Annotated in this window: 18 protein-coding genes; 9 read left to right on the top strand and 9 right to left on the bottom strand. The window is 67.8% G+C overall.

Annotated features, from left to right (window positions below; genetic code table 11):
* Window positions 1–103: 103 nt before the first annotated feature.
* From KME82_RS22325 to KME82_RS22305, 5 genes are all read right to left on the bottom strand, one after another.
* Window positions 104–1225, bottom strand: coding sequence for a hypothetical protein (locus KME82_RS22325; protein WP_215495960.1), 1122 nt, complete (start codon window positions 1223–1225; stop codon window positions 104–106).
* A gap of 201 nt (window positions 1226–1426) precedes the next feature.
* Entirely contained in the window at window positions 1427–1600 is a 174-nt protein-coding gene (locus KME82_RS22320) for a hypothetical protein (RefSeq protein WP_215495959.1), read from the bottom strand.
* A 79-nt stretch (window positions 1601–1679) separates the two neighbouring features.
* On the bottom strand, window positions 1680–3836 hold the full coding sequence (locus KME82_RS22315) for a peptidase domain-containing ABC transporter (protein ID WP_252255470.1): 2157 nt from the start codon (window positions 3834–3836) through the stop codon (window positions 1680–1682).
* Complete coding sequence (locus tag KME82_RS22310; protein ID WP_215495958.1) at window positions 3833–5092, bottom strand: HlyD family secretion protein; 1260 nt, start codon at window positions 5090–5092, stop codon at window positions 3833–3835. The genes KME82_RS22315 and KME82_RS22310 overlap by 4 nt, the downstream gene beginning before the upstream one ends.
* Before the next feature lie 373 nt (window positions 5093–5465).
* Window positions 5466–6674: a DUF418 domain-containing protein gene (locus KME82_RS22305; protein WP_215495957.1), complete on the bottom strand. Its 1209-nt coding sequence runs from the start codon at window positions 6672–6674 to the stop codon at window positions 5466–5468.
* A gap of 128 nt (window positions 6675–6802) precedes the next feature.
* Here KME82_RS22305 and KME82_RS22300 point away from each other — a divergent pair, with 128 nt between their 5' ends.
* From KME82_RS22300 to KME82_RS22285, 4 genes are all read left to right on the top strand, one after another.
* Window positions 6803–8326 (top strand): sensor histidine kinase, encoded by a 1524-nt coding sequence (locus KME82_RS22300; protein WP_215495956.1) that lies wholly within the window; start codon window positions 6803–6805, stop codon window positions 8324–8326.
* Entirely contained in the window at window positions 8323–8985 is a 663-nt protein-coding gene (locus KME82_RS22295) for a response regulator (RefSeq protein WP_215495955.1), read from the top strand. The genes KME82_RS22300 and KME82_RS22295 overlap by 4 nt, the downstream gene beginning before the upstream one ends.
* A 448-nt stretch (window positions 8986–9433) precedes the next feature.
* Window positions 9434–12499 (top strand): autotransporter domain-containing protein, encoded by a 3066-nt coding sequence (locus KME82_RS22290; protein WP_252255857.1) that lies wholly within the window; start codon window positions 9434–9436, stop codon window positions 12497–12499.
* A gap of 414 nt (window positions 12500–12913) precedes the next feature.
* On the top strand, window positions 12914–13543 hold the full coding sequence (locus tag KME82_RS22285) for a LysE family translocator (RefSeq protein WP_215495953.1): 630 nt from the start codon (window positions 12914–12916) through the stop codon (window positions 13541–13543).
* A 61-nt stretch (window positions 13544–13604) separates the two neighbouring features.
* On the opposite strand, the gene KME82_RS22280 is transcribed toward KME82_RS22285, so the two are convergent.
* Window positions 13605–13889 carry a DUF4031 domain-containing protein gene (locus tag KME82_RS22280; RefSeq protein WP_036113610.1) on the bottom strand — a complete coding sequence of 95 codons (285 nt, stop codon included), beginning with the start codon at window positions 13887–13889 and terminating at the stop codon, window positions 13605–13607.
* Between the two features lie 106 nt (window positions 13890–13995).
* Between KME82_RS22280 and gloA2 the strand changes: the two genes are divergently transcribed.
* Both gloA2 and KME82_RS22270 read left to right on the top strand, forming a co-directional pair.
* On the top strand, window positions 13996–14385 hold the full coding sequence (gloA2, locus tag KME82_RS22275; protein ID WP_215495952.1) for an SMU1112c/YaeR family gloxylase I-like metalloprotein: 390 nt from the start codon (window positions 13996–13998) through the stop codon (window positions 14383–14385).
* A 277-nt stretch (window positions 14386–14662) separates the two neighbouring features.
* Window positions 14663–15472 carry a class I SAM-dependent methyltransferase gene (locus KME82_RS22270; protein ID WP_215495951.1) on the top strand — a complete coding sequence of 270 codons (810 nt, stop codon included), beginning with the start codon at window positions 14663–14665 and terminating at the stop codon, window positions 15470–15472.
* Window positions 15473–16393: 921 nt separating this feature from the next.
* Here KME82_RS22270 and KME82_RS22265 read toward each other — a convergent pair.
* On the bottom strand, window positions 16394–16840 hold the full coding sequence (locus KME82_RS22265) for a carboxymuconolactone decarboxylase family protein (protein ID WP_215495950.1): 447 nt from the start codon (window positions 16838–16840) through the stop codon (window positions 16394–16396).
* Between the two features lie 98 nt (window positions 16841–16938).
* Between KME82_RS22265 and KME82_RS22260 the strand changes: the two genes are divergently transcribed.
* Both KME82_RS22260 and KME82_RS22255 read left to right on the top strand, forming a co-directional pair.
* Complete coding sequence (locus tag KME82_RS22260) at window positions 16939–17844, top strand: LysR family transcriptional regulator (RefSeq protein ID WP_215495949.1); 906 nt, start codon at window positions 16939–16941, stop codon at window positions 17842–17844.
* A gap of 285 nt (window positions 17845–18129) precedes the next feature.
* Entirely contained in the window at window positions 18130–18345 is a 216-nt protein-coding gene (locus KME82_RS22255) for a hypothetical protein (RefSeq protein ID WP_215495948.1), read from the top strand.
* A 428-nt stretch (window positions 18346–18773) separates the two neighbouring features.
* Here the strand turns inward: KME82_RS22255 and KME82_RS22250 are convergent, their stop codons facing one another.
* Both KME82_RS22250 and KME82_RS22245 read right to left on the bottom strand, forming a co-directional pair.
* Window positions 18774–19409, bottom strand: coding sequence for a nucleotidyltransferase family protein (locus KME82_RS22250; RefSeq protein ID WP_215495947.1), 636 nt, complete (start codon window positions 19407–19409; stop codon window positions 18774–18776).
* Window positions 19406–20428, bottom strand: a complete 1023-nt coding sequence (locus tag KME82_RS22245; protein ID WP_215495946.1) for an XdhC family protein — start codon at window positions 20426–20428, stop codon at window positions 19406–19408. The genes KME82_RS22250 and KME82_RS22245 overlap by 4 nt, the downstream gene beginning before the upstream one ends.
* A gap of 339 nt (window positions 20429–20767) precedes the next feature.
* On the opposite strand from KME82_RS22245, the gene KME82_RS22240 reads away from it, so the two are divergent.
* On the top strand, window positions 20768–21223 hold the full coding sequence (locus KME82_RS22240; protein ID WP_215495945.1) for a (2Fe-2S)-binding protein: 456 nt from the start codon (window positions 20768–20770) through the stop codon (window positions 21221–21223).
* Window positions 21224–21226: the final 3 nt, after the last annotated feature.

Here is a 21226-nt window from a genome sequence, read left to right as displayed (position 1 = left end):
CGATCTGAGACGAGAGCGTCGGGCCTGAAGGCCCTCCCACAAAGACATCCCAAAAAGGCATCCCACAGCGACCTGCCACAACAGACCGCTCGGCAACCCGTGCTTACTCCAGCGTGATGCCCGCCGCCGCCGGGCTGCGATCCTTCAAGCCTTCGCTGGCCTGCGCCCACCATTCGCGATGCTCCTCGCTCGCGCAGTAATCGGCGTAGGACACCGGCGCGATCGTCGCCAGCGAATAATCCGGCCGGCCTTCGGCCAGCATCGCGCTCATCGCGCGCAGCAGCGGCAGCGACGGCAGCAGGTCTTCGACGAACAGGAATTGGCCGGCCTGGTTCACTTCCAGGAAATGCGCCTCGCCGTCGGCGTCGATCGCCAGGTCGATGCAGCCGAACACCAGGCCGAGTTCGCGCATCAGCATCGCCAGCTTGCCTTGATCGGAGGCCGACAGCTCGCCGGGTTCGGCGCGTAAACCTTGTACCGCCTGGCCGACGCGCCAGTCGACGAAGCCGCCGTCGTGACGCGCGTGCAGCCGCGCGGCGAAGTAACGATCGCCGATCGCGGTCACGCGCAGGTCGCAGCGCTTGTCGACATAGACCTGGTAGATGCCGGGGCAGTGCAGCAGGCTGGCGTCGTCCTCGAGCATGGCCGGCTCGACGATCCGCGCGTAGGTGCTGAACATGCGCCCGGTTTCGGCGTCCTTCCAGGTGTGGGTCATGAACGGTTTGTAGACCACGCGGCCGTGGCGCTGGACGAAGCGGCGGATCTCGTCGGGATCGTGCGACACCAGCGTGGCCGGAAAACGCAGCCCGCAGCGATGCGCGGCGCGCAACTGCACGAGTTTGTTCTCGGCCATCGCAGCGGCCGCGGGACGATTGACCCACAGTCGGTCCGCGCCCTGGTCGGTCAGCGCGTACACGTTCTTGAGGAAGCGGCCCCATTCGCCGCGCAGGAACGGCGCGTCGCTGTTGTGCGCGCGCGGAAACGATTCAGGATTGCGCGGGCGCCGGTACCAGACCGTGCCGGCGCGGTCGTGATCGAGCGCGCCGCTCATGTGCAGGCCGTTGTCGGCGTCGCAATGCAGCGACATCGGCCCCAGTTCGGATTCGGCCAGCGAGGTCACCCAGATCGCGTCGATACCGCTGGCGCGCAGCGCCCAGCGCGCGGCCGAGGCGTGGATGTCGTGGGCTAACGAGGAAAGAATCAGCGGGCGGCGATGAGGGGGCATGCGGCGATGGCTCGATCCGGTCGCGATTGGGTTGAAAACAGCACGCCCCGACGGGCGGGGCGTGCCGAAGGTTGCGCAGTCGCGTCGATTTCCGCGTACGTCGCTCGCGCGCGAGTCCATCGACGCGTTACGCGTTCGATCCTTGTGTCCCGATCGGATCGAACCGATCAAGTCACGCCGATCGAATCACAGCAGGTCAAATCACAGCAGATCCGGATCGCCCGGATCGTCGCCGTTCGGACCGGTGGCGTGGGTGGTGTCGCCCTTGCCGCCGGAAATCGCGGCGATTTCGTCGAGCGAAAGTTCGCGCGCCGCGATGCGGGCGAGCGGACGGGCGGTGTCGTTCTGAGGCAGATTCGCGTCTTGCTTGCTCATGAAGCGTTCTCCTGAAACGTGATTGCCGAGAAGAGTTGGAAGGCCGTCCCGGCGTCGGCACGAGCGTGGATGCTAGCAACTAAGAAAGTCGTGTTTTCCCCATCGCCATCGCAATTTCATCGTGAATGCGCGACACGGTCGGCGATGCGGATTCCTTGTTCGCAATCGATTCACTCACGCCGTCGCGCAGCGCGATCACGCGGTCCGCGCTGCGTATCGTGTCGGGTCGATGGGCGATGACGATGCGGGTGATATGCAGCGATGCGATCTCGCGATTGATCTCGTGTTCGCGCGCCACGTCGAGGTGGCTGGTGGCTTCGTCGAGCAGCAGGATCGCCGGTTGCTGGTACAGCGCGCGCGCCAGCAGCACACGCTGCTTCTGTCCGCCCGACAGCGACGAGCCCAGGTCGCCGACCAGGGTTTCGTAGCCCATCGCCATGGCGGCGATATCGGCGTGGATGCGCGCCGCGCGTGCGGCGGCCTCGATACGTTCGCCGTTTGCGGCCGGATCGAAGAAGGCGATGTTCTGCGCGATCGAACCGGCGAACAGCACGTCTTCCTGCATTACCGCGCCGAACAGTTCGCGGTACGCGGCCAGCCCGTAACGCTGGATATCGACGCCGCCGATGCGGATCGTGCCGCTGCTCGGCCGAAGCAGGCCGAGGATCAACTTGGCCAGAGTGGTCTTGCCGCAGCCCGACGGACCGACGATCGCGACCGATTCGCCCGCTTCGATGCTGAAGCTGCAATCGCGCAGGATCCACGGTTCGTCGGCGGCATAACGAAAACTCACGCCGTCCAGTTCGATGCGCGGCTGCGGCGCCGGGCCGGCGTAGTCGGTATGCACATGCGGTTCCGGTGCTTCCAGCGCGATATCGGCGATGCGCTGGCCGTGCAGGCCGAGCAGGCGCAGATCGACCAGTTTGTCGATCAGGCTGCCGGTGCGGGTCGCGAACAGATCGGCGTAGGCGACGAACACCACCATCATGCCGGCGGTGAAGCGGCCCTGCAGGGTCAGCCAGGCGCAGATCCAGATCAGCAGCACGCGCTGCGCGCCGAACACCAGCTTGGACAAGGACGAGAACACCGCGGTGGTGCGGCTGATCGCGGCTTCGCGGTTGGCGACCTCGACGCTGGCGTTGGCGATGCGCGCGCGGCGTTCGTCCTGCTTGTTGCCCAGCTTGATCGTCTGCACGCCCTGGATCGATTCGATCAACAGGCTCTGCTGCTGCGCGACCTGGATCAGCTGTTCTTCCTTGAGCCGGCGCAGGCGCCGGAACGCGAGCCAGCGCAGGCCGGCGTACAGCGCGAACGCGGCCAGCACCAGCGCGGTCAGCGGTGGGCTGTAGAACAGCAGCAGGCCGAGCACCAGGACAACGGTGATTCCATCCAGCAGGCTTTCCACGAAACTGCCGGTCAAGGTCTGCTGGATCGCCTGCACCGAGACGAAGCGCGACATGACCCCGCCGACGTGGCGCTTCTCGAAGAAATCCAGCGGCAACCGCATCAGGTGGCCGAACAGATTGGCCAGCCACTGCGAATTCAAGGACGCGCCCAGGTCGGCGATCAGCCAGCCGCGCATGGCGGTGATCGCGGCCTGGAACAGCACCACGGTCAGAAAGCCGATGCCGAGCAGATGCAGCAGTTCGACATCGCCCGAGACCAGCACCCGGTCGATCACCCACTGCATCGCCAGCGGCAACACCAGGGTGAACGCTTCCAGGCTGAGCGCGAGCGCGAGGATCTGCAGGGCGGCGCGGCGCAGGCCGACGATATGTCCGGCCAGTGCGCGCAGGCTCAGCCGTTGGCGTTCGCGCATCGGCGCGAAATCGGGCTTGCGCGACAGCTCCAGGGCGATGCCGGTGTAGTGGCGGCCGAACTCGGCCAGCGGCAGCGATACCGCGCCTCGCGCCGGGTCGTGCAGTTCGGCGTGGCCGCGGGCGATGCGCTTGAGCACGACGAAATGATTGAGTTCCCAGTGCAGCACGCAAGGCAGCTGCAGATCGGCGAGGTGCTCGATCTCGGCGCGCAGCGGGCGGGTGTCGAAACCGAGCGCGCCGGCGATCTTGATCAAACGCGCCAGGGTCGCGCCGCGCGGCGACACCGGAAAACGGCGGCGCAGGCTGGCCAGATCGATGTCGTGGCCGTGGTGGATCGCGATCATCGCCAGGCAGGCCAGGCCGCATTCGGCCAGTTCGTTCTGCTGGATCACCGGCAGTGCGCGGGTGCGGCTCATCGCGCGTCACCTCGTGTCGCCGGCAGCGCAATCCCGCTCGGCGCGAACACGAATTCGTACAACCGCCGCCGCTCCAGTTGCAGTTCCGCGTCGACCCGCATCTGCGCGTGCAGGGCGTGAGTCGCGACGTTCTGCCGATCCAGATCGACCAGCACGCGCCAGGCCGGCGCATCGGCGGGCCGGCCGGTGCGTTCGCGGATTTCGTGCGTCGATAGCGGCGCGCGCGCGATCTGCGCGACCCGTCCGCGCTGCAGGCCGTAGGTCTGATAAGGAAACGCCGGATAGCGCAGCGTCACCGGCGTGCCAGCCGCGATCAGGCCGATCGCGCGATCGGGCAGCCACAGTTCGGCTTGCAGCGGCACGTGTTCGGGCTGCAGCGAGAACAGGCGTTGACCCGCGCCGATCGCCTGGCCTTCGGTCAGCGCCCAGCCGCTGATCCGGCCGGCGCGCGGCGCGAGCACGGCGATGCGGCGGCGGCCTTCGTTGCGGGCGTCGTCCTGGGCGATGTCGGCCAGTTCGCGTTCGATCCGGCCGCGGCGTTCGCTCAGGCGTTGCGGCAGCTCGGTCAGCGCGGCGCGCGCGTCGGCGAGTTCGCGCGCGGCGTCGAGGCGTTCGCGTTGCGCGTCCCGGACTCGGCTCAGGCTGTCGATGCGGTTGGTTTCGTATTGCTGCCACTGCACGTCGCTGAGCAGCTTGGCCGCGCGCAGCGGTTGCACCTGCCGCGACAGGCGCTCGGCCTGCGCGGCTTGTTCGCGGCGCAGTTGCAACTGCGCGTCGGCCAGGTCGATGCGGCGTTGCGAGTCGATAATGCGTTGTCGCAGCGAATCGGTGTCGCGGCCGCGTTCGCGTTCGATCGCGTCGCGGTCGGCGAGCAGGCGCTCGCGTTGCAGCGCAAGCTCGGCGCCGACCGCCTGACCGACCCCGGCGCCCAGCGCCGGGCTGTCGAGTTCGGCCGAGATTTCCAGCAAGGTTTGGCCGCGCGCGACGGTTTGACCTTCGACCACGTGGCTGCGCGCGATGCGGCCGCCGGCCGGCGCGCTCACGTTCAACAGGCCGCCGCGCGGGATCAATTGACCGCTCGCGCTTTCGCTGCGGGTGTAGCGGCCGAAGCCGAGCAGGGCCAGCAACGCGATCAAGGCCGCCACCGCGAGCGCAGCCATCGGCCAGCCCATGCGCGATACCGGCAGGCGGATGCTGCCGAGCCAGCGCTGGTTCCTGGCGTCGAGCATTTCGCGTCTGAACAGGTCTTCGTGCATGAAGACTTCAGCCGCGCGCTGTGCGCGTCATGGATGCGTTCGGGCGAGTCCAGGCGATCACGAGCGTTGCGCGCACTCCGGCCGATCAGGTTCGGCCGTTGAGTGTCGTACATGACCGCGGGACCGGCCACACGGCATTGTCCAAGCCGGTCACGGTTTCGGCGACACATGACAAGGGTCATTCGATGGCCGGTACATCGCTCGCGCATTCATGCGATCGCGCGAATCGGTTGCCGGAATGCGCGGAGTATTTTGTGGGAGGGAGCTTCAGCCCCGACGCTGTTCGATCAGCTTGCGAAGGGTTTGTCGTGACCTGAGAGAAGAGCATCGCGGCTGAAGCTCCCTCCCACAAAAATCCGGGGCAGTTCGCGGCTCATCGCGAATCCGGCAGGTCTTTGCGCAGTCGCGGCCAGTGGCCGATGGTCAGCGCGCGCAACAGCCATTCGATCGGCCCATACGCGTGCTGTCGCAGCCACCAGCGGCTCAGCGACAACTGCGCGCCGAACAACGCGATCGCGATCGCTACGCAGCCCAGCGGCGAAACCCGTCCCATCATTCCAAAGCCATAGCCGGTGAACACCAGCGCGCACACCAGCGACTGCAGCAGATAATTCGACAGCGCCATGCGTCCGGCCGGCGCCAACGCCGCCACCGCGCGGCGGCCGTGTACGCCGTCGAACACGGCCATCGCCCAGGCGGCGTAGGCCAGGCTCAGCCAGGGCGCGGTCAACACGCTCAGCGCGAGCGCGAGCAGTTCCAGCGGCCCGCCCGGCGCGAACACGGTGATCGCCGCGAACACCAGCGCCGCGGGCAGGCCGATGCCCAGCCCGTATCGCCGCACGCGTCGCATCAAGGGTCGATAGCGATCCAGCCGCGCGAGCAACTGGCGCCGGCCGGCGATCAGCCCGAACAGGAACATCGCCAGCGCGCACGGTGCCTGCAGGCAGGCCAGCACGATGGCCGTCGAGCCCAGTTCGCGCAGGCGGGCATCGATCACCTGGCCCGGATCGCCGGTGAATCTCGACTGCGTTGTCTGTGCGGCTTGCGAAAGTGTCGCGACCTGCGCGCTGCCGGCGTCGCCGTCGATCCACAGCAGCAACGCCAGCCCGCCCCAGACCGCGGCGGTCAGGCCGATCAAGCCGCTGGCGCGGCGCAGCGCGAGCTGTTCGGGGATATCGCGCATCGCCAACAGCAGCAGGCCGAGCACGGCGTAGGTGCTCAGAATGTCGCCATGAAACAACAGCAGCGCATGGGCCAGGCCGATCGACCACAGACCGAGCAGACGCCGGGCCATGCGCGGCACGAACGCCGCGTCCGCGCGTCGCGCCGAATCGAGCTGCAGCTGGAAGCTGTAGCCGAACAGGAACGAGAACAGCAGATAGAATTTCATCTCGAACAGCGCGGCGATCAGCCCGTGTGTGAGGCGGTCCGACGGCGCATCGAAGGCCGGATCGGGCGCGCCCAGGCCGAACCAGGGCGAGGCGAACACGCCGATGTTGACCATGAGGATGCCGAACAGGGCGAATCCGCGCAGGGCGTCGAGATGCTCGATGCGCTGCGCATCGCGGGACGAGGAAGGCATGAGGCGGCGCGATGGGAAGGGTACGGCCATGCTCGGCGCGGCCTGGCTTGCGCGCATCGGGCCGCCGTTGGGACGCGACCGGGACGTTTGGCGGATTCGCCGCGCGCGGAAACTGGAATACTGAGCGCATGAACGACACCGCCGCACGCCCGACGCCTGCCGCACGCGCGCCGGTACGGCGCTGGTGGAGCGGGCTGTTCTGGAAATGCCTGCTGTCGATGCTGATCGCCTCGTGGGTCAGCACCGGCCTGCTGTCCTTGCTGGGCCTGTACCTGGAGCGCCGCGAGGTGCGCGAGCACATGGCGCCGCCGGTGCTCGAAAGCGCGATGCGGCGCGAACTGCAGCGCCTGGGCCCGCTGCCCGACCAGGGCAAGCTCGCGCCGGCGCAGTGCGAGGCGCTGGTGCAGGCGCTGCTGGTGCGGATCGTCGGCATGGATTCGGCCAAGTGGATGGCCTCGTACAGTTTCGCCGGCGGCACCGCCGACGGCCGCATCGCGATCCGCTACCGCGATCGCGACGGCCGGATCTGCCAGTTCCCGGCCCGGCCCAGCGCGCCGCTGCAACAGGTGCTGGAAGACAGCGAGCACGAGGCCGCGACCACCCGCGCCGCGGTGCCGCGCCGGCACGAGCGCGAGGGCGACTGGATCAGCGTCGTCGCCTTGCCCCTGGCCGATCGCCCGGGCGCGACCTTGAGCGTCGGCCAGCATGCCGGTGGTTCGCTGGCGAGCTTCATGCGCATGGATTCGGGCGCGTTCGAAGGCTTGATGATCTATCTGGTGGTGATCAGCGCGATGTCGGCGGTCGCGGTGGCGACCTTGCTGACTCGGCGCATCCGCCACGCCGAGAACGCCGCCGATGCCTGGGCCGCGGGCGAACTGCACGCGCGCATCCACGACAGCGGCCTGGACGAGTTCGGCCGGCTGTCGCAGCGTTTCGATCGCATGGCCGATGCGCTGGGCGAAGTGATCCAGGTGCGGCAGGCGCTGGCGGTGGCCGAGGAGCGCAACCGGCTGGCGCGCGATCTGCACGACACCGCCAAGCAGCGCAGCTTCGCGCTGGGACTGCAATTGAGCGTGCTCGATCATCTCAACGAACGCGCGAGCGAGAGCGCCGGAGAAGGCGGCGGCGATCCGCGCCAGCGCGCCCTGATCAAGGCCGCGCTCGGCCTGACCGGGCAGCTGCAGCGCGATCTGGCCGACGTGATCCAGCGTTTCTCGGCGCCGACCGTGGCCGAGCAAGGGCTGCGCAAGGCGCTGGAAGACACCTTCTCGCATCTGCTCGGCGGCAGCGAGATCGAATGGCGGCTGTTGCTCGACGGGGTCGCCGAACGCGGCCTGGGCGAGTATCCGCAGCACGCCGGGCAGCTGTTGCTGATCGCCACCGAGGCCGCCTCCAACAGCCTGCGCCACAGCGGCGCGCGCCGGATCGAGGTGGTGCTCAACAACTCCGGCAACCGTTACGGCTGGACCATCCAGGACGACGGTTGCGGCTTCGCGCCGAGCGAGCACGAAACCACCGGCATGGGCCTGGCCAACATGCGCCTGCGCGCGCGCACCTTGCCGGGCGGTCGTTTCCGCATCGCCAGTTCCTCCAGCGGCACCGTGGTCACGGTGTCGTTCACGCTCGACCCGCCGCAAGGAGTACAGCCATGACCACCTCGGTGTTGTTGGTCGACGATCATGAAGTGGTGCGCAAGGGCATCCGCAGCCTGCTGATGCTGACCGACGATTTCGAAGTGGTCGGCGAGGCCGGCGGCGGCGCCGAAGCGATCGAGCTGGCGCGCGATCTGGCGCCTGACCTGATCGTGATCGACCTGATGATGCCCGACGTCGACGGCGTGACCGCGATCCGCGCGATCAAGAGCCTGAGTCCGCGCAGCGCGATCGCGGTGCTGACCTCGACCGATCAGGACGACCTCGCCTTCGCCGCGATCGAGGCCGGCGCGCAGTCGCTGCTGTTCAAGAGCATGCTCGGCGACGAGTTGCTCGCGACCTTGCGCCGCATCGCCGGCGGCGAGGCGGTGATCCATCCCTTCGTCGCCCAGCGCATCCTCAAGGCGGTGCGGCGCAAGCGCGAACCGCGCGAGGACCCGTTCGCCTGCCTGACCGAGCGCGAACTCGACGTGCTGCGCAAGCTCGCCGAAGGCGGCAGCAACGCGCGCATCGCCGCGGCGCTCAACATCGGCGAGAAGACGGTCAAGTCGCACCTGGGCAATGTGCTGGCGAAGTTGCATCTGGCCGATCGCACCGAAGCGGTCGCGTTCGCGTGGCGACGCGGATTGATGACGGGCGAGGCCGACGACGGGCTGTGAGTGCACGCGTGCCGTGAGTGGGCGCGCGTGTCGCCGATTCGACAGCCACGCGCGTGTGGTGTTGTCGCCGTCGCGATGAACGCGATCGTCGATGCGTTCGAGACGATCGCGAAAACTCGAATTTTTGCGGGTTTTTCGCCAAAAGGCAGATTCGGCAAAGTGTTCCTGCGCTCGCGTGCATCGCCCGCAAGCGTCGAAAGTCATGCAACGAATACGCGCTCTCAGGGTAGGGAGCCGATGGTGACGCTGCGTTAGTGGTTACAGAGGTCGCCCTAGCGATCCACGCAGCAACGATGCCGACACGCGCATCGAGCCATTGCCGGCGCCGCCCTGCGGCGCCTTCGACATGACAGGGGTTCATCGACAGATGCAAGGCACTACCCGCGCTACGCGCATTCAACCGCGCGCGCACCGCGCGCATACCCGTTCTCTTCTTTCGTTGGCGATCGTGGGTGGCCTGCTGGCCGCTTCGCCGATGGTTTTCGCGCAGGACACGATGGGCCAGGTCGGCAATCCCGACAGCTGGCGCAGCGAGGAATTCAAGCGCGACTGGGGCCTGGAAGCGATCAACGCCCACTACGCCTACGCGCGCGGCCTCACCGGCAAGGGCGTGCGCCTGGGCCTGTTCGACTCGGGCACCGCGCTCGCGCATCCGGAGTTTTCCGGCCGCAACACCACCAGCATCGCGTTGAGCAACGATCCCGAATGCGCCGATCCGTCGGTGGTGGCCGGCCTGGGCGCTTGCGGCGCGACCCGCGGCGACCGCCCGGGCAAGTCGTATTACGGTCTCGGCCCGGGCGTGCCGCCGGCATTGGCCGCGCGTCTCATCGCCGCGGGCTTGCCGTATGGCTTCGTGTACGAAGAGCACGGCACTCACGTCGCCGGCACCATCGGCGCGAACCGCGACGGCACCGGCACGCACGGTGTCGCGTTCGGCGCCGACCTCACCGCCGCGACCGTGTTCGGCGATACCTACAACGAATGGCGGCTGGACCCAGACGGCTTCTACCGTCCGCGTCCGCTGTACCGCACCGATCCGGAAGATCCGGCGACGCAAAGCATGTTCGATCAAGCGCAGGCACTGGGCACGCGCGCGATCAACCACAGCTGGGGCCCGACCCGCCGCAACACCACCGAGGCGCAGTTGGAGGCGTACTACGCGCAGCAAGGCGCGGGCTACGAAGTGTTCGCCGGCATCTATCAGTCCAAGGACGGCAAGCCCGCGTCCGACCTGATCCAGGTGTGGGCGGCCGGCAATCAGGCCGGTGGCCTGGCCAGCATCGCCGCGACGCTGCCGCGCTGGCACAAGGAGATCGAGCCGTACTGGCTCAGCGTCGCCAACGTGCGTCTGCCGGGCGAAGGCGAAGAGGGCTACGTCATCGACGAAAGCTCGAGCATCTGCGGCTTCAGCAAGGACTGGTGCGTGTCCGCGCCGGGCACCGACATCGACAGCACCATCATCGCCGGCCGCATCGACGGGCGTATCGATGAAACCGACGACTACCTGCGTTTCCTGATCGACAACGAAGCGCCCGAATACGATTACGGCCTGCTCACCGGCACCTCGATGGCCGCGCCGCACGTCACCGGTGCGCTCGGCCTGTTGTTCGAACGCTTCCCGTACCTGAGCAGCGCGCAGGTGCGCGATGTGCTGCTGACCACCGCGACCGACATCGGCGCGCCGGGCGTGGACGAGATCTACGGCTGGGGCATGCTCGATCTGAAGAAGGCCATCGACGGCCCGGGCCAGTTGCGCGTGGACACCGACGTGGTGATGAACCAGCGTGCCGGCGGCGCCAAGGTGTGGGAAGGCGCGGCCTGGGACGACTGGCGCAACGACATCGGCGGCCCCGGCCGCTTGACCAAGTCCGGCGTGGGCTGGCTGCGTCTGAGCGGCAATAACGACTTCGCCGGCCTCACCGTGCGGCAGGGCGTGCTCGAACTGACCGGCAACAACACGTATGCGGCGGAAGTCACCGGCGGCGCGCTGATCGTCAACGGCAGCCTGAGCAGCGACCAGACCCTGGCGGTGCGCAGCGGCGGCATCCTGGCCGGCAGCGGCCGCATCGTCGGCAACGCGCGCATCGAAGGCGTGGTCTCGCCGGGCAATTCGATCGGTACCTTGAGCGTACAGGGCGACTACACCCAGGCGGCCGGCTCGATCTACGACGCCGAATTGTCGGCCGGCGGCCAGTCCGACCTGATCAGCGTCAGCGGCAAGGCGACTCTGGAAGGCGGCACCCTGGTCGTGCATCACGCGCCGGGCCAGTACCTGCTCGGTCAGTCGTTCAACCTGCTCACCGCCGGCGGCGGCGTCAGCGGCCAGTTCGCCGCGCTCGATCAGACCGCGTTCTCGCCGTTCCTCAAGTTCGGCCTGAGCTACGCGGCCAACCAGGTCGGCGTGGCGGTGACCCGCGGCGCCAGCCTCGCGTCGGCGGCGCAGACCGAGAACCAGCGCGCGGCGGCGGCCGCGGCCGATCAACTCGCGATCGGCCAGGGCATTCCGCAGCCGTTGACCCAGTTGTTCCCGACCCAGGCGGTCGCGGCGCTGGATTCGCTCAGCGGCGAAGGCCATGCCAGCCTGCGTTCGATCATGGTCGACGATCAGCGCCATATCCGCGATGCGGCGCTGGTGCGCGCACGCGCTGGACGCGGCGCGTTCGCCGCCGATGGCGATGGCGAATCCTCGCAGGGCGCGTGGGTCGAGCTGATCAAGTCCGGCGGCACCCTCGACGGCGACGGCAATGCCGCGCGCAACGAGTACAACGGTTCGGCGACGCTGGTGGGTTACGACTACCGCTTCGACGGCGGCTGGCGCATCGGCGTGCTCGGTGGCACCGGACGCAGCGACAGCAACGACGACCGTCTCGACAAGGGCCGGGTCAAGAGCCGTCACCTCGGTGTCTACACCGGTCAGAACTGGGGCGGCTTCGGCCTGAGCGCGGGCGTCACCTTCGCCCGTCAGGACGTCGATCTTGAACGCCGCATCGGCTTCAACGGTTTCAGCGACCGCACCCGCGCGTCGTACGACGCCGACAGCAAGCAGGGCTTCGTCGAAGGCGGCTATCGCTTCAATGCCGGCGCCTGGGAGTTCGAACCGTATGCGCAGTTCGCCCAGGTGCGGGTGAGCAGCGACGGCTTCCAGGAAACCGGCGGCGCCGCCGCGCTGACCGGCCGCAGCGCCGACAGCCGGGTCAATCTGTCGACCGTGGGCCTGCGCTTCAACGTCAACCTCAAGGGTTCGCAGCAGGACGACAGCTGGCTGAGCCTGCGTGGCGGCCTGGGCCGTCGTCACGCCACCGGCGATCTGACCCCGCAGACCTCGGTCGCCTGGCGCGGCGCCAATGCGTTCACCGTGCAAGGCGCGCCGCTGGCCGACGACGCGACCTTGCTCGAAGCGGGCATCGCCGCGCGCTTGAGCGCCAATGGGTTGCTGGAGTTGAACTACAGCGGTCAGATCGCCGATGAGGCGAACGACCATGGGGTCAATGCGCGGTATTCGTTGCGGTTCTGAGGTTGGCGCCCGTTTTTGGGCGGTAGTGAGTGATGAGGAAGCCGCGACGGTTTTGGCCGTCGCGGCTTTTTTTTGGGAGGACGCTTGTGCTTGTGGATAAGAGCAAATCCCCCCTGGCCCCCCTTTTTCAAAGGGGGGAACCCGTCGTGTGGGGGGCGGCTAGGGTTGCGGTTGTTCGGCTTCGGTCGAGTTCGAAGCATCGAGCAGTCGTCAGCCCGGTCACTACAAACCCCAACACCCTCCATCGAAGTTCCCCCCTTTGAAAAAGGGGGGCAGGGGGGATTTGCTCTTCGATCAGCCACCGCGCCGCCACGCCACAGCGTTGCAAACCAAGCCGCTTATCCCCGTCCTCGCAATCGGCGATGATGGCCAACATCAAGCTGCACGCGCGGCCCCATCACCAGGAGAAGAAAAATGTTCGAGCTTTCGGCATTGCTGGCCTTCGCCGGCCTGGCCCTGGTGATGGTGCTGACCCCAGGCCCGAACATGGTCTACCTCGTCTCGCGCTCGATCTGCCAAGGCCGCAAGGCCGGCCTGACCTCGCTGGCCGGGGTCGGCGTGGGCTTCTTCTTCTATCTGTTCGCCGCCGCCTTCGGCATCACCGCGCTGCTGTTCGCGGTGCCTTACGCCTACGACGCGCTGCGCATCGGCGGCGCGGCCTATCTGCTGTGGATGGCCTGGCAGGCGATCCGCCCCGGCGGCCGCTCGCCGTTCCAGGTCCGCGACCTGCCGGCCGACAGCCCGCGCCGGTTGTTCGTGATGGGCCTGCTGACCAGCCTGCTCAATCCCAAGGTCGCGATGTTCTACCTCGCGCTGTTGCCGCAGTTCATCGACCCGCACAAGAGCGTGATGCTGCAATCGCTCGCGCTGGGCAGCCTGCAGATCGCGATTAGTGTCGGCGTCAACGCGCTGATCGTGGCCGGCGCCGGCGGCATCGCGAACTTCCTGGCCGGACGGCCGCGCTGGGTCGCCGCGCAGCGCTGGGTCATGGGCGGCGTGTTGTCGGCGCTGGCGGTGCGCATGGCGGTCGACGCGCGCCGCTGAGCGGGGTGCAGATAGTTCAGGGGTGTCGCGGGTCGCTTAGGCGCACCGCCGAGCGCGCCGCTTATGGCGCCAGACCGGCGGCCTGATCGCGCGCGCGCTGGATGATCGCGCGCACCTGAGCCCGGTCGCGGTGACGCGAGATCGCCACCGCGCCCAGCGCCAGCGCGCGTTCGCGCATCTGCGCGGTGACGTCGTAGTGGCAGCCGCTGAGCTTGTTCTGGAACGATACCCGCGGCCGCCCCAGGCGTTGCGCGAACTCGTGCAGTTCATCGAGGGTGTCGGCCATGAGATGCGCCCAGCGCTCGCCGCGCCAGGGCCAGACGGCATCGTCGACGTACACGGTCACGCGGTTCTCCAAGACAGGCGTCGCACGATGCATCCGCGACAGGGCCGGCCCAGTATCCGACAATCGCCGTGTCGCGAGCGAACCCCCGCCGCTCGCCGGAGTCGCCATGCACCTGTCGAGCATCCATCACGTCGCGCTGATCTGTTCGGATTACCCGCGCTCCAGGCGGTTCTACACCCAGGTGCTGGGCCTGCGCGTGCTCGCCGAGGTCTACCGCGAGGCGCGCGGCTCCTACAAGCTCGATCTGGCCCTGCCCGACGGCAGCCAGCTGGAGCTGTTCTCGTTCCCCGATCCGCCGCCGCGGCCGTCCTATCCGGAAGCCTGCGGCCTGCGCCATCTGGCCTTCGCGGTCGCCGACATCGACGCCTGCGTGGCCGAGCTCAAGGCGCAGGCGATCGCGGTCGAGGACGTGCGCGTCGACGAGTATACCGGGCGCCGTTACACCTTCTTCGCCGATCCCGATGGATTGCCGATCGAGTTCTACGAGCACGAATGATCGGGGCGCGCGGTACGCAGCCGGGATGACGGCAGGCGGGTGGAGTGCAGCGGCCGGGTCTGCGCCGAGCATCGTCCGCTATCGAGGCGAGGGCGCCGCCACCGCTCGTGCGTTCCGGCGATGCGACGACCGCGCGGTCGAATCGGCGCATCGGCCTGAACAGGACCGAGTCGGCCGCGATCGCCGTTCCTACGCTCCGGCATCACACGGCCGGTCGCACACTGGCGCCGCGTTGCTGCGGTAGACACCGCGCCGTCTCTCGTCGCCGGAGTGTTCGATGCGCCTGGAAGGCAGTCAGGAAACCTTGCTGATCACCCTGTACGCGAAGGCCATGGACAACCGGGCCACGCCGTCGATCCTGCACGACGCCCTGGCCGACGACCTGATCCGCCGCATCGACTACGACTTCAAGCGCTTCGGCCTGAGCGGCTACGACATCCGCGGCCTGGCCCTGCGTTCGCGCATCATCGACAACTGGACCCGCGCCGCGCTGCAATCGCGCCCCGACACCCTGGTGCTGCATCTGGCCTGCGGCCTGGACGCGCGCGTGTTCCGGGTCGATCCGGGCCTGGACGTGGACTGGATCGACATCGACTTCCCGCAGGTGATCCAGTTGCGCCGCGACTTGCTGCCGCAACGGCTGGGCCGTTACCGCACCCTGGCGACCAACGTGATGGAACCGGACTGGATCGAGAAACTCGATAACCAGCGCCCGGTGCTGGTGATCGCCGAGGGCCTGTTCCCGTATCTGGACGAATACCGCGCGCGCGAACTGATGCGGCGCCTGATCGAGCGCTTCCCGCAGGGCGGGCAACTGCTGTGCGACGTCTATGGCCGGCTCGCGCTGCGTATGTTGCGCAACGCGCAGATGATCCGCGCGACCCAGGCGCGCATCGGCGAATGGGGACCGGCCGGCGCGGCGGACCTGGAAACCTGGCATCCGCGCCTGCAGTTCGTCGACGAGCCGGCGTATGCGCAATTGCCGGAGATGCAGGCGTTGCCTTTGGCGCAGCGTTGGTTGTTCAAGTTGTACGGGCGTTCGCGGTGGTTGCGCAGTCTGGGGCGGGTGGTGAGGTATCGGTTTTGAGTCGCGTCGGCGATCGAGTCGGCTTGCGAGAGATTGTTTCGACACGGCTGGTGCATCGGCCTAATCACCCTTGGCGCTCGGCTCTTGGCCCTTTGGCTTTGATTTTTTGCTTCCTGCTTGAGTCTGATGTCAGATTTCGCTTCCAGCGCTGCGAGGCTTGTAACTCGCGTTAGCAACGGCACACCCGGAGGGCGACGCGCATGGATGCGCGTCGCGCGCCACCGGGGCATGGATGTCCCGTGTGGCGCGTGCCCGCGTCCGCACCGAACTTGCGAGCCTTTGATTCACAACAAGGCATTTTTCTTTGTTTACCTTTCTTTTGTTGCTTTAGACAAAAGAAAGTAACTCGGCCGCTTGCGGACGAAAGCTGTTGATCTTGCCTTCGGCTTCAAAGGCTCTACAGCTTCAAGGCTTCAGAGCTTTGAAGCCTTTTAGGAGCTGCAAGCAGGATCAAAAGCTTCCGCCACTAAAGCGGCGGGTCACTTTCTTTTGTCAAAAGCGACAAAAGAAAGGTAACCAAAGAAAAACGCTTTTTTGTGAATCAAGTGCCCGCGCGTGCGGAGCAGACGCAGGTATGCGCCACACGAGACATCCTGTCTCGGTGGCGCACGGCGCACATCCATGTGCGCCGCCCTCCGGGTATGCTTTTGTTCTCGCGAGTCAGTCGCTTCGCAGCACTGGATGAACTGCACGACTTCAGGCTCAAGCCACATGGCCTACCTGTAGGAGCGGCGCAAGGCGCGACCGCGCCATTACGACTGCGACGTAACTGGCTTCGCGTCTGCAACCCCGCGGTCGCGACTCGCGTCGCTCCTACAGGAAGCCCATGCGATCACCTCGGCGACTCGCATCGGCCATAAACGACACAAACCCCACGCTGCCGCACCACGCAAGCTTCGTCGCCAATTGAATGCCAAACACTCACCCCGCCAACGCCGGATCCGGCTTGCGAAACGCGATCCCCAACCGATTCCACGCGTTCATCGCAATCGCCGCATGCGTCAACGCCACCAGGTCCGCATCGCTGAACTGCGCACGCGCCTGCGCATACACCTCGTCCGATACCGGCGCCTGATTAACCAAGGTAATCGCATCGGCCCAGGCCAGCGCGGCGCGTTCGCGTTCGGTGAACGGACCTTCCGGCCAGACCCGCAGCAGATGCAGCCGGCGATGGCTTTCGCCGCGTTCCACCGCTTCCTCGGTGTGAAGGCGGATGCAATACGCGCAACCGTTGAGCTGCGACACGCGCACGTTGACCAGATCGATCAACGACGCTTCCAGCGAACTCTTGCCGACATGGTGGCTCAGGCCGGCTATCGCGAGGGTGCCTTGCGGGTCGATGGCGTTGTAATCCAGGCGAGCGGACATCGGAATTTCCTCGGCAGGGGCGTCGTGCGACGCGAGGCCGGCAGGTTAGGATGTTCATTGCTGAAATACATTCCGCCACCAATGCAAGGCCAGATTGCATGAATGAACAAGCCTTGGCCTGGGACGATTACCGCTTCGTGCTCGCGGTCGGCCGCGCCGGCTCGCTCAACGGCGCGGCCAGGCAACTGACGGTCAGCCATCCGACCGTATTCCGCCGGATCAACGCGATCGAACGCAGCCTGGGCGCGCGATTGTTCGAACGCGCGCGCGACGGCTACACGCCGACGCCGACCGGCGAGGAAGTCATCGCGGTCGCGGCGCAGATCGAAACCCGGATCGCCGCGACCGAACGTCGTCTGGCCGGCCTGGACGCGCGGCCGAGCGGCAAGGTCCGGCTGACCACGGTCGAGCCGCTGCTGCACGGCGTGCTGCCGCCGCTGTTGGCGCAGTTCCGCCGCGGTCACCCGGGCATCGTGCTGGAGTTGATCACCGACAACGCGGTGCATGACCTGAGCCGGCGCGAGGCCGACCTAGCCCTGCGTCCGGGCGCCAAGCCGCCGGAAGGCCTGATCGGCCGCAAGGTCGCGCGCATGGCCTCGGCGGTGTACCGGCCGCGTTCGCTGCGCCTGCCGCGAACGGCCCGGCCGGACGATCTGGCCGATTACGACTGGCTGGTGCCCGACGGTAACCTGGCCCATATCGCCATGGCCCAGTGGCTGCGGCACAAGCAGTACGACCGGCGCGCGGTATTCAGCGCCAACAGCCTGATCGCGTTGCGCGACGCCGCTGTCTGCGGGATGGGGCTGACGGTGCTGCCGTGCCACCTGGGCGATGCCGAGCGCCGGTTGGTGCGGGTCGGCGATCCGGTGCCCGGGATCGCGGTCGATCTGTGGCTGCTCAGTCACCCCGACCTGCGCCGCACCGAGCGCATCCGGGTCTTCGCCGACGCGCTGCGCGATGGGCTGGCGGCCTTGCAGCCGATATTCGACGGCCGCGGCGGTTAGCGCGGCGGCATGTGCCTGCGGGCGTACCCACGGTGGAATATTTCATCCGTGAAGCAGGTCCACATGAACAAAAGCTATGACAAGTCCACCGGTTCATTTTAAACCTGTGACGCAAGGCACATCAGATTAGGAAAATTCCTACACGCTTACAGGCGTTCCGACGACGGTTTCCTGTTCACGCAACAAGCATCTTTTAAACGCTCCGACGGCACCACCGAGTCATAGATCCGCCTCAAGGCGGGCACTCCCCCAGACCGGGCCGGCTGAACTTTACAAGGATGACCCATGTTCCGCGTCGAACTGAAGCAGCGTGACGGTAGCGACGACAGCGCGCTGACCGTGGCGATGGCCGAAATCCAGAAGGAATACCGCAGCGCCGAAGCGGCGTTGCGCGCTGTGCTGCCGCAGGCCCGCAAGTACGCCATGCATGCGCCCAAGGGCCTGTGGCTGCGGATCTACGACGCGGAATCGCAGCCCGTGTTTGGCACGCTGGTTCCCTAGGGCTGGCGTGCGGTTTGCGTCGCCCGGCTGACAGGATGTCCGGCCGGGCGGCGCGGGCCTCCAAGCGCGGTGCGCGGAGTTGCCGCGGACGCATCGGTCTAACGCCCTTTTTCGACCTTTTCGATTGAGACGCCCGGTGCGCGCGTCGGTGAGGCTGCCTCGAGCATTCGAAGCCCCTCTCCCGCGTGCGGGAGAGGGAAAAAGCGGGGCAGGACGATGTGTCGAGGCCTTGTATAGGAGCGGCCTGTAGGAGCGGCGTGAGCCGCGACCGCGATACCTAAGTAACGACGAAGGCCCGGCCGCAAGCCAATCGACATGCTTGCAACATCGTGGTCGCGTCATAAGCGAGGTATCGCGGTCGCGGCTCGCGCCGCTCCTACAGGGCAGTAGCGGACATGCGGCAGCAGCGGGTGTTCGGCGCGGGACGTCTATACGCCCGGTATCGCCGTGGTATCCGCATCGATCCAGCCGCGCTCGATCGCCACCGCCACATCGGCCGGCGTATCCAGGTCCCATTCCAGTTCCGGCGCCTGCAGCCGCCAGACCGCGCCCGGGATCTGCTGCGCCAGGGTCGCGCCGAAGCCGCGGTCGCCGTGCAGGCCGGTGCCCTGCCGCCACAACGCCGGCGCTAGCAACGCCGGTATGCCCAATGCATCGCCATGCGCGGTGGCCGCGCAGGCGCCGGGCGACCACGACGCGCCCGCGATCAGCGCGGCCAGGTGAGCGCCGTCCAACGCCGGCTGATCGCAGCCCAGCACCAGCACCGAGCCGGCGAAATCGTCGAGCGCGCGCGCGGCCGCGCGCAGGCTGCTCGACAAGCCTTGTTCCCAGTCGGGGTTGAACACGCTCTCCACCTCCAGCCCGGCCAAGGCCGCCTGCATCGCTTCGCGACGCGCGCCGAGCACGATCACGGTGCGCAAGGCGCCGCTCGCCACGACCAGCCGCGCCGCGCGGTGCAACAGGGTTTCGCCGTCGCGGGTCAGCAGTTGCTTGGGCCGGCCCAGGCGGCGGCTGGCGCCGGCGGCGAGCACCACGGCGGCGTGCGTCGCCGCGGCACGGGTCATGCCGGCACCTGCGCATGACGATGGCTCTGCAATTGCGCGGCGATGCTCAGCGCGATCGCTTCGGGCCCCTCGCCGCCGAGCTTGAGGCCGATCGGCGAATGCAGGCGTGGCAGCAAAGAAACACCCACCGAGGCCGGCAACACCCGGAACAAGTCCTCGCGCCGGCGCTGCGGACCGAGCAGGCCGACGAAGCCGATCGCCTGGCCGCTGAGGCTTTCGGCCAGATGCTCCAGCGCTTCGCGGTCGAGCTCGAAATGATGGTGCATGACCAGGGCCGCGTCGTGCGGTCGCGCGGTCGCCAGCGCCTGCGCGGGGCTGCGCGCGAGCGCGTGGTCGGCCAGCGCGCCCAGGCCGGACCAGCGCGGGCGGCGTTCGACCAAAGTGGTCATCCAGCCCAGCGTGCGCAGCAGGGGCAGCAGGGCCGGAGTTTCCGGGCCGGCGCCGAACACCAGCACCGACGGCGGCGTGGCGATGTCCAAGGTCCAGTGCGCGCCGCCGTCGATCGGCCACGGCAGGGACGTGACCGGCACGGTCCAGCGCATGCGCTCGTCGCCGACCGCGGCGCTGACCGCGCCGGTGCTGCGAATGTCCAGGCGCAGGTCGCCGTGGCCGCGCCGCCATTCGTCGATCAAGGCCGGCCAGCCGTCGAGCGCGGCCAGCGGCAACAACGCCAGGCGCAGCCGGCCGCGACAGCCGACCGCGGAACCGGCAAACAGGTCCTCGTCGCTGCGGGTGTCGATGTCCATCCACTCGATGCCCTGCGACGCAGCCGCTTCGGCCGCGCGCAGTTCGATCTCCGGTTCGATGCAGCCGCCGCTGAGCCAGCCGACCTGGCCGACGCGCGCACCGAACAAGGCCAGCGCACCGGGTCGCACATAGGTCGAGCCTTCGGTTTCCAGCACCACCGCCAGGGTGGCTCGATCGCCGCGCGTCGCCGCCGCGGCGCTGGCTTCGACCACCGCGCGCGCCCCGCCGGGCGCGGTTCGCGTCGCAGTGGGAGGTTCGGGCGAATCGGCCATCGCAGTGCGCCTCGCGGGCGGTGGATGCTTCGAGTCTAGAGCGATCGCGGGGAAAAAACGCATGCGCCGGTCGCGGCCGGCGCCGCGCCGTGGCGGTTTGGGCAAGCCCGGGCGAGCGGCAGGCGAGGGCGCGCAGGCTTTCGGCGGACGCGCTTAGGGCGATGACAGATTCATCCGCCCGTCGCGGCCGGCCGATCAAGCCGCCTGCAAGCCTGGAGGATCGTGCAACGCCGCCGAATCGACGTCGGTCACGCAGTGCCAAAGTCGTAGACCCGCAGGCTGGCCGTGGCTGCGAGGCGGGAGTAGGCTCGACCTACCCCAGCCGCCGCGAGGGATCCAATGAAGCTCAACGTCAACGGCACCGAACACGAGGTCGCCGCTCCGCCGGACATGCCGCTGCTGTGGGTCCTGCGCGACCTGATGCAGCTCACCGGCACCAAGTTCGGTTGCGGCATCGCTCAATGCGGTGCCTGCACGGTGCACGTCGACGGCTCGCCGCGCCGCGCCTGCGTGACCCCGGTCGCGACCGTCGAAGGCAAACAGATCACCACCATTGAGGGCCTGTCGAAGGACGGCAGCCACCCGGTGCAGCGCGCCTGGGCCGAGATCGACGTGGTCCAGTGCGGCTACTGCCAGTCCGGCCAGATCATGTCGGCGGCGGCGCTGCTGACCAAGATTCCCGCGCCGACCGATACCGATATCGATCAAGCCCTGTCCGGCAACATCTGCCGCTGCGGCACTTATCCGCGCATCCGCGCGGCGGTGAAGCGCGCGGCCGAGATCGGCAAGGCGTGAGCG

Origin of the sequence: Lysobacter capsici, assembly GCF_018732085.1 — a bacterium.
Lineage (GTDB): Bacteria > Pseudomonadota > Gammaproteobacteria > Xanthomonadales > Xanthomonadaceae > Lysobacter > Lysobacter capsici_A.
This window is presented reverse-complemented; position numbering and strand designations above follow the sequence as displayed.